Annotated in this window: 12 protein-coding genes and 1 pseudogene; 10 read left to right on the forward strand and 3 right to left on the reverse strand. The window is 70.1% G+C overall.

Annotation, left to right across the window (positions count from 1 at the left end; all coding sequences use genetic code 11):
• Positions 1-6: 6 nt before the first annotated feature.
• The 10 genes from MM440_RS03470 to MM440_RS03515 all read left to right on the forward strand — a co-directional run bounded on the left by MM440_RS03470 (position 7) and on the right by MM440_RS03515 (position 9,094).
• Positions 7-2,190, forward strand: coding sequence for a heavy metal translocating P-type ATPase (locus MM440_RS03470; RefSeq protein ID WP_241441887.1), 2,184 nt, complete (start codon positions 7-9; stop codon positions 2,188-2,190).
• 11 nt (positions 2,191-2,201) lie between these two features.
• Positions 2,202-2,552, forward strand: coding sequence for a metal-sensitive transcriptional regulator (locus MM440_RS03475; protein ID WP_241441889.1), 351 nt, complete (start codon positions 2,202-2,204; stop codon positions 2,550-2,552).
• A 51-nt stretch (positions 2,553-2,603) separates the two neighbouring features.
• Positions 2,604-3,128: a carboxymuconolactone decarboxylase family protein gene (locus MM440_RS03480; RefSeq protein WP_241441890.1), complete on the forward strand. Its 525-nt coding sequence runs from the start codon at positions 2,604-2,606 to the stop codon at positions 3,126-3,128.
• Between the two features lie 332 nt (positions 3,129-3,460).
• Positions 3,461-3,961, forward strand: coding sequence for a hypothetical protein (locus MM440_RS03485; protein WP_241441891.1), 501 nt, complete (start codon positions 3,461-3,463; stop codon positions 3,959-3,961).
• Between the two features lie 444 nt (positions 3,962-4,405).
• Positions 4,406-4,978: a hypothetical protein gene (locus tag MM440_RS03490; RefSeq protein ID WP_241441893.1), complete on the forward strand. Its 573-nt coding sequence runs from the start codon at positions 4,406-4,408 to the stop codon at positions 4,976-4,978.
• A 273-nt stretch (positions 4,979-5,251) separates the two neighbouring features.
• Positions 5,252-5,641: a TlpA family protein disulfide reductase gene (locus MM440_RS03495; protein ID WP_241441895.1), complete on the forward strand. Its 390-nt coding sequence runs from the start codon at positions 5,252-5,254 to the stop codon at positions 5,639-5,641.
• Positions 5,642-5,692: 51 nt separating this feature from the next.
• Positions 5,693-6,460, forward strand: a complete 768-nt coding sequence (locus MM440_RS03500; RefSeq protein WP_241441896.1) for a cytochrome c biogenesis CcdA family protein — start codon at positions 5,693-5,695, stop codon at positions 6,458-6,460.
• A gap of 51 nt (positions 6,461-6,511) precedes the next feature.
• Positions 6,512-6,871, forward strand: a complete 360-nt coding sequence (gene cmtR, locus MM440_RS03505) for a Cd(II)/Pb(II)-sensing metalloregulatory transcriptional regulator CmtR (protein ID WP_241441897.1) — start codon at positions 6,512-6,514, stop codon at positions 6,869-6,871.
• Complete coding sequence (locus MM440_RS03510) at positions 6,868-8,808, forward strand: heavy metal translocating P-type ATPase (protein ID WP_241443344.1); 1,941 nt, start codon at positions 6,868-6,870, stop codon at positions 8,806-8,808. The genes cmtR and MM440_RS03510 overlap by 4 nt, the downstream gene beginning before the upstream one ends.
• A 118-nt stretch (positions 8,809-8,926) precedes the next feature.
• Entirely contained in the window at positions 8,927-9,094 is a 168-nt protein-coding gene (locus MM440_RS03515) for a hypothetical protein (RefSeq protein ID WP_241441899.1), read from the forward strand.
• Positions 9,095-9,432: 338 nt separating this feature from the next.
• Here the strand turns inward: MM440_RS03515 and MM440_RS03520 are convergent.
• The 3 genes and pseudogenes from MM440_RS03520 to MM440_RS03530 all read right to left on the reverse strand — a co-directional run.
• Positions 9,433-9,552 (reverse strand): annotated as a pseudogene (locus tag MM440_RS03520) (zinc finger domain-containing protein); the annotation flags it as partial.
• A 362-nt stretch (positions 9,553-9,914) separates the two neighbouring features.
• Positions 9,915-11,159 (reverse strand): IS256 family transposase, encoded by a 1,245-nt coding sequence (locus tag MM440_RS03525; protein ID WP_241441595.1) that lies wholly within the window; start codon positions 11,157-11,159, stop codon positions 9,915-9,917.
• Positions 11,160-11,359: 200 nt separating this feature from the next.
• Positions 11,360-12,286 carry an alkene reductase gene (locus tag MM440_RS03530; RefSeq protein ID WP_241441900.1) on the reverse strand — a complete coding sequence of 309 codons (927 nt, stop codon included), beginning with the start codon at positions 12,284-12,286 and terminating at the stop codon, positions 11,360-11,362.
• Positions 12,287-12,317: the final 31 nt, after the last annotated feature.

Raw genomic sequence — 12,317 nt, forward strand, 5'->3', positions numbered from 1 at the left:
AGAGCGATGACGGACCCGAACGCGCACCACCATCACCACGGCGATGTCGCCGATGAGACGCCGCACGGCCCGGATGGCGCGGCCGCCGTCGTCGCGACGACCGACGACGCGCACGCGGCGCACGCGGCGCACGAGGGCCACGGCATGGACCACAGCGCTCACGCCGGGCACGGTGATCACGGCAGCGGCCATGGCAACCATGCCGGCCAGGGGGACCACGTCGGCCAGTTCCGCCGGCTGTTCTGGATCAACCTGGTCATCGCGGTCCCGGTGGTCGCGCTCTCGCCGATGTTCGCCATGCTGATCGGCTACTCGGTGCCCGGCTGGGCGGGCTGGGTCGCTGCGGCGCTCGGCACCGTCATGTACGTCTGGGGCGGCAGGCCGTTCCTCACCGGGGCCGTCAGCGAGCTGAAGAGCCGCAAGCCGGGGATGATGCTGCTGATCGCGCTCGGGATCACCGTCGCGTTTCTCGCCTCCTGGGCCGCCACGGTCGGGCTCGTCCACCACGAGCTGGAGTTCTGGTGGGAGCTGGCACTGCTGATCGTGATCATGCTGCTCGGCCACTGGATCGAGATGCGCTCGCTGGCCCAGACCACCTCGGCGCTGGACTCCCTGGCCGCGCTGCTGCCCGACGAGGCCGAGCGCGTCGAGGGCGACGACGTCGTCAAGGTCGCTCCCTCGGATCTCAGGGTCGGCGACGTCGTCATCGTCCGCCCCGGCGGCAGCGTCCCCGCCGACGGAACCGTCATCGACGGCCGCGCCGACATGGACGAGTCGATGATCACCGGCGAGTCGCGACCGGTCTCCCGCGGCGAGGGCGACCCCGTCACCGCCGGCACCGTCGCCACCGACTCCGGCCTGCGCGTGCAGATCACCGCCACCGGCGACGACACCGCCCTGGCCGGCATCAACCGGCTCGTCGCCGAGGCGCAGGGCTCCTCCTCCCGAGCCCAGCGGATCGCCGACCGGGCCGCCGCTCTCTTGTTCTGGTTCGCCCTCGGAGCCGCGCTGATCACCGCGGTCGTCTGGACCCTGGCAGGCAGCCCCGACGACGCCGTGGTGCGCACCATCACCGTGCTCGTCATCGCCTGCCCCCACGCCCTGGGCCTGGCGATCCCGCTGGTCGTCTCGATCGCCACGGAGCGCGCCGCCCGCGGCGGCGTCCTGGTCAAGGACCGCCTCGCCCTGGAGTCCATGCGCCAGGTGGACGCCGTGCTGTTCGACAAGACCGGCACCCTCACCCGGGGCGAGCCCACCGTCACCGGCGTCGAGCCGACCGGCGACCTGGACGCCGACCAGGTGCTCGCCCTGGCCGCGTCGGCCGAGGCCGACAGCGAGCACCCGCTCGCCCGGGCCATCGTCGCCGCCGCGAAGGACCGCAGCCTCGCGTTCGAGCCCGGCAGCGGCTTCGCCTCCTCGCCCGCCGTCGGCGTCACGGCCACGGTGGCCGGCCACGAGATCCGCGTCGGCGGGCCCCGCCTCCTTGAGGAGACCGGGCAGTCCGAGGTCGACACGGCCGAGGAGTGGCGCGCCGAGGGCGCGATCATCCTGCACGTCCTGCGCGACGGGCAGGTGATCGGCGGCCTCAGGCTCGCCGACGAGGTCCGGCCCGAGTCCCGCGACGCGGTCGACGCGCTCCATGAGCTGGGCGTCGAGGTCGTCATGATCACCGGCGACGCCGAGGCCGTGGCGAACGAGGTCGGCCGGGAGCTCGGCATCGACCGCGTCTTCGCCGGCGTCCGCCCCGAGGACAAGTCCGCGAAGGTCGCCCAGCTGCAGCACGAGGGCAAGAAGGTCGCCATGGTCGGCGACGGCGTCAACGACGCCCCGGCGTTGGCCCAGGCCGATGTCGGCATCGCCATCGGGGCCGGCACCGACGTCGCCATCGCCTCCGCCGGGGTCATCCTCGCCAGCTCCGACCCGCGCAGCGTGCTCTCGGTCATCCAGCTCTCCCGGGCCGCCTACCGGAAGATGAAGCAGAACCTGTGGTGGGCCGCCGGCTACAACCTCATCTCGGTGCCGCTGGCCGCCGGCGTGCTCGCGCCCGTCGGGTTCGTCCTGCCGATGTCGGTCGGGGCGATCCTGATGTCCTTGTCGACTGTCGTCGTCGCGCTCAACGCCCAGCTGCTGCGGCGCATCGACCTCACCCCCGAAGCCAGCACCCGCTCCGTCCTGGAGCGCCAGAAGTGAAGGACACACTCATGACACTCGACACCGCCGCCGACGACGACACGGTCACCGAGCCCGGGACCGACGCCGAGGCCCACCAGCACGGCTACATCAGCGACAAGGACCGCTACCTGGCGCGCATGAGGCGCATCGAGGGCCAGGCCCGCGGCATCGCCAAGATGATCGACGACGAGAAGTACTGCATCGACATCCTCACCCAGGTCTCCGCGCTCACTCGGGCGCTGCAGGGAGTCGCCACCGGACTGCTCGACGACCACCTCAAGCACTGCGTCCTCGACGCCGCCAAGCAGGGCGACGACGACGCGGCCATCGCGAAGATCCAGGAAGCCAGCGACGCCATCAACCGGCTCGTTCGCTCCTGAACGGTCGACGAGCAGCACCCTGTCGCCTCCGGCACGTCGAGGAAGGAATCTATGCCCCGCTTTGGTCGACTGACCGAGCAGACCGCCGTCGGCGCGTCGCGCGAGATGCTCAGTGAGCTCGTCGAGCGCCACGGCACCGTGGGCGACATGGTATCGACCATGGCGCACTCCCCCGCCGTCCTCGGCGGCTACCTGCAACTGAGCAAGGCGATGCGCCGCGCCAAGCTCGACCGCAGGACCAGCGAGCTGGTCTCCATCGCCGTGCAGTCCCAGCAGGGCTGCGGCATGTGCCTGGCCTCCCACGTCCAAGCCGCGCGATCGCTCGGTGTCTCCGAGGAGGAGATCGAGCTCGCCCACCGGGGCACGTCCTCAGACCCTGCCGTCGCCGCGATCATCGGCCTCGGGCTGCAGGTCTACCGCGAACCGGCCTCCATCACCGACGCGCAGATCGACGAACTCCGGGCGCTCGGCTACACAGACCGGGCGATCGCCGACGTAGTCGGCGTCGTCTCCCTCAACATCCTCACCGGCGCGTTCAACCTGGTCGCTGGACTCACGCCCGGCGATCAGCGTTGAGGCTCGCGTCGCTGTGGCATCTGTCCTACGCAGGAGGGCCGTCCGGTCACACGGCTCCGCTGGGAGCGCTGCCTGGGGTCTGTCCCCGGGCAGGGTCGCCCGGTCGAGCCTCGCCGGTAACGGATTGGAACCGGCTGGTAGCGCCTCACGCGTGATGCTCGGGCCGGCGGTTTCAGACTCGCAGCAGGCCTGGCCACGGAGCAGTTCGCGAGGTGCTCGGCACCCGGCCGGGTTTGGCTGCCGGCAGCCGTTAGCGAATACTTTTCCGTGACACAGCTCGTCAGCCGCGATCCGGCTGGACCCAGTTGCGGCAGAGAGGAGGCGGGACAGCAGTGCGTCAGATCCTCAGCGCGGCCCGCCGATTCTCGCCCCTGCTCGCGATCATCACGGTTGCGGGACTCCTCATGCTGCAGCCGTCCGCTGACACCGGCGAGATGATGGCAACGTCACGTGCATCGGGCGCTGCTGCCGCTGTCGGCCCGAGCCATGCCGTGCGAGTGGTCAGTGCCGGCGTGCCGAACATGCCCGTTGGTGCAGCGGACAGGGAGCACCGGATGCCCGGTGAGGCGTCCGCCGGCACGAGCCACGGCCTGCGCTGCCCCGGATGCGGCTCGCCTGAGCAGCCCTCCCCGAGCCCCATGGACTGCGTCGCCGCGGGCTGCCTGGTGCTCATGGTGCTGCTGGTCGGAATCGGCCGCGTCCACGCCACTGCCCGCGCGCGGGGCTGGTCGCTACCGGCCGCTCCGCTCCGCTCCGCTGCCGAATCGGCCGTTCTCCGCCGCTGGGCGAGCCCGCCGCGCGGTCTGCTCGAGCTGTCCGTCATAAGGACCTGAGCGCGGAGCCGAGAAGGCTTGCGCCGTGAGTCCCGGTCCAAAAGCGACCGCGGACGCCCAGGCGACCCACCGCCGACGTCAAGCGCGCGACGGCCCATCTCGTCCGCAACGATCCGTCTGCCTGGGGATCCGCGGCCGACGACCGCCGGATCAAGTGCCCCAAGAAGATCTCGACGACGGCATCGTCCTCAAGGTCGGCTCCAAGCCCGACCGGAGGCACGGTGCCTCACCGCCGGTGCCGTCGTCCTCCGACCTCGTGGAAGACACATGACCAAAAAGAAGACGTCCAAGCAGCAGAGTGCATCCGCCCCCACTGCGCCTCGCCCATCGAGGAGCAAGGGCCCGGCCGGGCCCTCCGCCCGAGCCCGGCTCCGCCAGATCCAGCAACAAGAAGCCAAGGCGCGCCGCCGCCGTCGACTCGTCTACGGAGTCGTCCTCGCCGTCGTGGCCATCGCCGTCGTCGCCGGCACGGTGGTCATCGCCAGTCTCAGGAGCCGGACGTCGGGCGAGGCGAGCCATGCGGCAGCCGGGCGGCGCGACATGCCGCCGTGGAGCCTGCCCGCGAACCCGGCAGAGGCGGCGAAGTCCGCAGGGCTCCGGGTGGGTCCGATGGAGGGCACCGCAGCCCACTTCCACTCCCACCTCGACATCACCGTCAACGGGCAGCCGATTGCCGTCCCCGCCAACATCGGCGTCGACACAGGCAGCGGGCAGATGTCAGAGCTCCACACCCACGACGAGCGCGGCGTCCTTCACGTCGAGGCTCCAACGGCCGACGGCCGCTACACCCTCGGACAGGTGTTCACCGAATGGCAGGTCCGCCTCGACTCCGACGGCATCGGCGGTCTGAACGACACGAAGACCGACAGCCTGCGCGCCTATGTCAACGGGAAACCCTTCGCCGGAGATCCCGCCACCATCGAACTCACCGCGCACCGCCAGGTCGCGCTGATCTACGGACCCCGAGACGCCACGGACGAGCCAGCCGCCAGCTACTCCTTCGGCCCGGGCGAGTAGCCGATTCCCGGACATCCAACTATGCGCAGAACCCACCCAACCGACCCGGCGAGCCCCGCCACACCGGAAGTCAGCACCGATTCAACCGCCCTGGCTCGGGGACTGGCCCCGGTCACCCTGGTGATGGTCCTGATCTTGACTGCGGGGTGTGCGGCAGCCCGACCCAATGCCTCGCCGTCGACCGCCGGCGGCGGCCCCGGACCGAGCTCCGGCGTGCAGCTCTTCGCTCCGGACCAGCGGAAACCCGCCTCAGTCGCCGAAGGCCCAGCGGTCATGGACGGCCGCACCGTGACGACCGGCCACCCGGGAAAGGTGGTCGTGGTCAACGTCTGGGCCTCCTGGTGCGGCCCCTGCCGCAAGGAAGCCCCCGACCTGGCCGCCGCGAGCCGCGATACCGCCGGGACCTCCCGGTTCGTCGGGCTCAACATCCGTGACCAGCGCGACGCCGCCCAGGCGTTCAGTCGAGCGTTCAACACCCCGTACCCCAGCATCTTCGACCCCGAGGGCAAGCAACTGGTGAAGTTCTCCGGGCAACTGACGACCACGGCCATCCCGACCACCCTCGTGATCGACCGGCACGGACGCAGCGCGGCACGCATCACTGGACCGGTCGACCGCCGCACCCTCGTAGAGCTCATCACCGACACCGCCAAGGGCAAGTGACGCCAGGCAACCGCGCACCGACAGTGCGCGCCGACGACGAGAGGACAACCCGTGCTGCAACAACTCGGAGACTGGTCAGCGCAGGCCGTTGGTGGAGCGATGCCGGTGGCGCTGCCGGTCGCCTTCCTCGCCGGCCTGGTGTCGTTCTTCTCGCCGTGCGTGGTGCCCCTCCTGCCCGGCTACATCTCCTACGCCACCGGGCTCTCGGCCGCCGAGATCGTCGCCGCGCCGAACAGGACGAGAACGAGGCGCACACTCGCCGGGACGGCGCTGTTCGTCGCGGGCTTCGGCACCGTGTTCGTCGCCGGCGCGACCCTGGTCGGCGGCGTCGGTGGCGCGCTGCTGCGCTGGCAGGGTCCACTTACTCGCGCGGCGGGCGCAGTCATGATCGCTCTCGGGCTGATCTTCGCCGGCATGGTCAGCTTCGGCCAGCGCGAGTTACGCATCGACTGGGTCCCGCGCGCTGGAGTCGCGACCGCGCCACTGCTCGGCTTCGTGTTCGGACTGGGCTGGACCCCCTGCATCGGCCCCACCCTGGGCGCGGTCCTGACGATGGCGCTGAGCCAGGGCAGCGCCGCCAAGGGAGGCTGGTTGGCCGTCGCCTACGCCGTCGGCCTCGGCCTGCCGTTCATCGCCGCCGCGACAGCCTTCCACCGCATCAGCCGCGTCGCCGCCGTCCTGCGACGACGGCAGCGGGCGATCATGCGGATCGGCGGGGTGCTGATGATCGCGACCGGGACGCTGATGGTCAGCGGGCTCTGGGAGCAGCTGGTCGGAGCCATCCGCCAGCTCGTCAGCGGCTTCGTAACCGTGATCTGAGCATCTGCGTCGAAGCCGCTATCTAGTCAGCGATCAGTGTATAGTCAGTGTGTGCTGACCATTGCTTCGCGGGTCGACGTCATGAACCGGCTCGGCCGGGCCATGGCTGATCCGACGCGCTCCCGGATCCTGATGGCTCTGCTCGACGGCCCGAGCCACCCCGCCGTGCTCTCGCGCGAGCTGGAGCTGACCCGCTCGAACGTCTCCAACCACCTGACCTGCCTGCGTGACTGCGGGATCGTGGTCGCTGAGCCGGAGGGCAGGCGGACCCGCTACGAGATCGCCGACCCGCATCTCACAGCCGCGCTCACGGCACTGATCGACGTCACGCTCGCGGTGGACGAGCACGCGCGGTGCATCGACTCGGCCTGCGTCGTGCCGGGCTGCTGCGGGACGGGAGCGGGCGCGTGAGCGCGGCGTGCGGCTGCGACGAGCCCGAGACCGTGGTCGGCGAGGAGGTCGACGAGCACGAGCGGCCGCGGTGGCGGGACCGGGGCGTCATGGTCCCGGTCTGCTCCGGCCTAGCCTTCGGGGCAGGCCTCGTCCTTGAGTGGTCGGGACTGGAGACCCCCGCGCTGGTGCTGTTCTGGATCGGCCTGTTGCTGGGCGCGTCGACGTTCACCCCCGGTGCGATCCGCAAGCTGTTCAGGGGCAAGCTCGGCATCGGGCTGCTGATGACGATCAGCGCCGTCGGCGCGGTGACCCTCGGCTACGTCGAGGAGGCCGCCGCGTTGGCGTTCCTCTACTCGATCGCCGAGGCGCTCGAGGACAAGGCGATGGACCGCGCCCGCAACGGGCTGCGGGCGCTGCTCAAGCTCGTTCCGGAAACCGCGACCATCCGGCGCGACGGTGCCCCGGTCGAGGTCGCGGCGAAGGACCTCGCGGTCGGGCAGCTCATGCTGGTGCGGCCCGGCGAGCGGGTCGCGACCGACGGGGTCGTCCGGTCCGGCCGCTCCAACCTGGACACCTCGGCGATCACCGGCGAGTCCATCCCGGTCGAGGTCGAGCCTGGCGACGCAGTGAACGCGGGGGCGATCAACACCGCCGGCGTCATGGAGGTCGAGGCGACCGCCGCCGGCACCGACAACTCGTTGACCACGATCGTCGAGCTGGTTGAGCGGGCGCAGTCCGAGAAGGGCGACCGCGCCCGGCTGGCCGACCGGATCGCCCGGCCCCTGGTGCCCGGTGTGCTCGTCCTCGCCGCCCTCGTCGCCCTGGTCGGCTCGCTGCTGGGAGACCGGGAGCTGTGGATCACCCGCGCACTGGTCGTGCTCGTGGCGGCCTCGCCGTGCGCGCTGGCGATTTCCGTGCCGCTGACCGTGGTCGCCGCGATCGGGGCTGCCAGCAAGTTCGGCGTGATCATCAAGTCCGGTGCCGCGTTCGAGCGCTTCGGCACTATCCGTCACGTCGCGGTCGACAAGACCGGCACGCTGACCCGCAACGAGCCCGCGGTGTCGGCAGTCCTCACTTCGGACGGCGTGACCGAGGCGCAGGCGCTGGCCTGGGCGGCCGCGCTGGAACAGCACAGCACCCACCCGCTGGCCGCGGCAATCACCGCTGCTGCCCCCGGGGCCCCGGCGGCCAATGCCATGTCCGAGAAGGCCGGGCACGGCATCGAGGGCACCTACGACGGGGCGCGGATCACCGTCGGCAGCCCCCGCTGGCTCGACGCCGGCGAGCTCAGCCCGCAGGTCGAGAGCTTGGAGGAGCAAGGCATGACGGTCGTCATAGTCCACCGCGGCGACAAGCCGGTCGCCGCGATCGGCGTCCGCGACGAGCTGCGCCCCGAGGTGCCCGACGTGGTGAGCGTGCTCGCTTCCCAGGGCGTCGGGGTGACCATGCTCACCGGAGACAACGGCCGGACCGCTCGTGCACTGGCCGCGCAGGCCGGGATCGCCGACGTGCGCGCCGAGCTGCGCCCCGAGGACAAGGCCGCCGCGATCGGCGAACTGCGTCGGAACGGCTCGGTGGCGATGATCGGCGACGGCATCAACGACGCCCCGGCACTGGCCGCCGCCGACATCGGCATCGCGATGGGCGCGATCGGCTCCGATGCCGCGATCGAGTCCGCCGACGTCGCCTTCACCGGCCACGACCTGCGGCTGCTCCCGCGAGCGTTCGAGCACGCCCAGCGCGGACGGCGCGTCATCAACCAGAACATAGTGCTGTCGCTACTGATCATCACGGCGCTGCTCCCGCTCGCCATGTTCGGCGTGCTCGGACTCGCCGCCGTGGTGCTCGTGCACGAGATCGCCGAGGTGATCGTGATCCTCAACGGCCTCCGCGCCGCGCCGCGTCCAACTGCCCCGCGGGTGAGCAGTGCTACGAGGGAACGGGTCTCGGCATGACGCGAATCAGCTCGCTGGGGTCCGCCTCCCGATCGTTTGCACGTTCGCGCCCGGGCCGGGCAGGCAACAGATCGAGCGCTGGCGCGCCCTCGGCGTCGAGTGTACGGAGACCAGCGTCGTGGACCACGCGCGGACCGACGACCCGGCCCGGCGGCTGCGAGAGCTTGTCGCGATCGAAAGCTCCTGCTGCTCGTTCGTCGACTGGAGAGTCGAGGACGAGCAGGAGCACCAGCGCCTCATCATCAACGGCACGCCGGAGCAACTCGCGGCGCTCGACGTCGGATAGTCGCGACGACGGCGCAAACCTTACTGGTCTGACACCACTACATCCCCCACGCCTCTCCACGACGGGCACTTGGGGGATTTTCTCGGCCTCCGTCCAGGAGGTGCGCCGATGCCCCAGCCGCGCACCGCTCCCCGCCTCGCCCGCGGGGACCGTGCGCTACGCCAAGCCGCCGTTGGAGCTGGTCGACTCCCGGCCGGCGATGAACCTGCGCGGCATGGGGATCCCCGACGACTGGGTAGGCGACCGTTCTGGCGTCGACACCTCGACTGAGACGCCTGGCGAGCCGTCATGTCAGAGGCCGCCTGCCACTTGTCGCCGCGTTGGCACGACCGGCTCGACTATCGTTTTCGCTGGCAGCGCGAGCAGAAGTGGCTCGACCGGTCCATGAAGCGCTCACGCACGATCGGAGAGCCGCAGCGCTTGCACGGGCGACCCTCCCGGCCATAGACATTCAACGTGCTTCTTCCCGACTCCACACGTTTGTGACATTGATGTACGGGAGGAGCCTCGGACGCTCGTTTCCCCAGGTCAGAAGCATTCGGGCGGGTCATGGGTCGGACCTCCAAGGGACCAGTGCTCCTCCCGATCGGCCATGGGTACTCGACCATCATGACATTCAACTGACACGTTCGGGCGGTCAGACAGCACCCGCGTGACTCCAGCAACTGTCTGGTTCAGCGTACGGATGATCCGCCCCCCGCCACGAGCTCGTCGAGCGGTGAGATGCATTCCCGACCGGAGATTCCCGCGGGCGAAGACCCGCCTGGGTCAAGTCCGCTGGGGTGGTGTACGAGGTTGATCCCTCGGTTGGGTGTGTCGGTCAGGCTGTGAGGGCCTGGGGTTCTAGGTCGGTCACCTCCTCGACGTGGTTGGTGTCGACGGCCTGGGCTCGGGCGAGGACGTCGAGTCCGAGGTAGCGGCGGCCTTCGGCCCACTCGTCGTGCTGCTCGGCCAGCACGGCACCGACGAGCCGGATGATGCTGGCCCGGTCGGGGAAGATCCCAACAACGTCGGTGCGCCTGCGGATCTCGCGGTTGAGCCGCTCGTTGGGGTTGTTCGACCAGATCTGGCGCCAGACCTCCTTCGGGAACGGCGTGAACGCGAGGATGTCGGCGCGAGCGATCTCGAGGTGCTCGGCCACGGCGGGGAGCTTCTCGTGAAGGGCGTGGATGACCCTGTCGAACTGGGCGTGTACCGCTTCGGCGTCGGGCTGGTCGTAGATCGAGTGCAGCAGCGCCTTGACCCATGGCCACGACGACTTCGGTGTCGCGGACATGAGGTTCGCCGCGTAGTGGGTGCGGCAGCGCTGCCACGCGGCGCCGGGGATGGTGGCCGCGATCGCGTTCACTAGGCCAGCGTGAGCATCGCTGGTGACCAGCTTGACCCCGGACAAGCCGCGGGCAGTCAGGTCGCGGAAGAAGGCGAGCCAGCCGGCGCCGTCCTCGCTGGTGGTGACCTGCACGCCGAGGATCTCGCGGTGCCCATCGGCGTTGACGCCGGTCGCGACCAGCGCATGCACGGGCACCACCCGGCCGCCTTCGCGGACCTTGAGCACGAGCGCGTCGGCAGCGACGAATGTGAACGGTCCGCCGTCCTCCAGGCGCCGGGTGCGGAACTGTTCGACGTGCTCGTCGAGTTCCTTGGCCATCACCGAGACCTGGCTCTTGGACAGTCCGGTGATGCCGAGGGTCTGGACCAGCTTGTCCATCCGGCGCGTGCTGACCCCGAGCAGGTAGCAGGTCGCCACCACCGAGGTCAGGGCCCTCTCAGCCCGCTTCCTTCGTTCGAGCAGCCACTCCGGGTACAGGCTGCCCTGACGCAGCTTCGGGACAGCGACGTCGAGGGTGCCGACCCGGGTGTCGAGGTCACGGTGGCGGTAGCCGTTGCGGGAGTTGACCCGCTCCGGGCTTCGCTGGTTGAAGCCCGCGCCGCACACCGCGTCGGCCTGCGCGGACAGCAACGCGTTGACGAAAGTGGTGAGCAAGTCCCGCATCAGGTCGGGGCTCGCCTGGGACAGCTGCTCGTTCAGGAACTGGGCAGGGTCGATACTGGGCACAGCGGTCATCAAGGTGTCCTTCTTCGAGTCGGTTGTGAGAGATCACTCGAAGGATCCACCTGGTGGCCGCGCCTACGTTGGAGGCACGCGCTCACTCAGGTCCGTCGTACACCACTCTGCTGGACTCCACTCCCGCCTGCTCCGGACCGACAATGCCCGGGACCACTCACGGTCCCGGGCATCGCCCTCACTTGCGACGTGCGTAGGGGTCAGCCGAGTGCCGGGTAGTCGGTGTACCCCTGCTCGGTGCCGCCGTAGAACGTGGTCCGGTCGGGCTCGTTGAACGGCCCGCGCGCCTTCAAGCGCTCGGGGAGGTCGGGATTGGCCAGGAAGAGCGCCCCGTAGGAGATCATGTCCGCCGTGCCGTCTTTGACCAGATCGATCGCGTCGGGCCCGGTAGGCACGCCGAAGCCGGTGTCGGGGTTGAGGATGAACACCCCGGCCCAGGCCGCGCGCAGCTTCGTCGTGAGCTCGCGATCGGCCTGCTCCATCAGGTGCAGGTAGGCAAGATCGAGCCCAGCCAGTTCTTCGACGAGCGGGACGTAGGTCGCGGCCATGTCGGGGTCGTCGGTGATGTCGTTGAACTTCGCGCCGGGCGAGAGGCGGATGCCGACCTTGTCGGCACCGATCGCTGCGACGGTCGCCTTGGCGACCTCGAGGGCGAAGCGGGCGCGGTTCTCGGCTGAGCCGCCCCACTGATCGGTGCGCCGGTTCGCGTTCACCGAGAGGAACTGATGGACGAGGTATCCGTTCGCGCCGTGGATCTCCACGCCGTCGAAGCCCGCCGCGATCGCGTTGCGCGCCGCGTTCGCGAAGTCGGCGATGGCCTCCTGGATCTCCGCCTCGGTCATCTCCTTCGGCTCCACGAAGTCGAGCATCCCCTCGTGCGTGAACACCTTCCCCTCGGCCTTCACTGCGGACGGGCCGATCGGCACCAGGCCGTCGGGCAGCAGCACCGGGTGGCCGATGCGGCCGGTGTGCATGAGCTGGGCGAAGATCACACCGCCCTCCTTGTGGACGGCCTCGGTGACCGGCTTCCACGCCTCGACCTGCTCGGCCGAGTGCAGGCCCGGCGTGTTGGTGTAGCCCTGCCCGGCGACCGACGGCTGGGGGGCCTGACCCCGGTTCTTGGACACGCTGAATCCAGCACGTGGTGCTGGGGAAGCG

Source organism: Arsenicicoccus piscis, assembly GCF_022568835.1.
In the GTDB taxonomy this organism is placed as follows: Bacteria; Actinomycetota; Actinomycetes; order Actinomycetales; family Dermatophilaceae; genus Arsenicicoccus; species Arsenicicoccus piscis.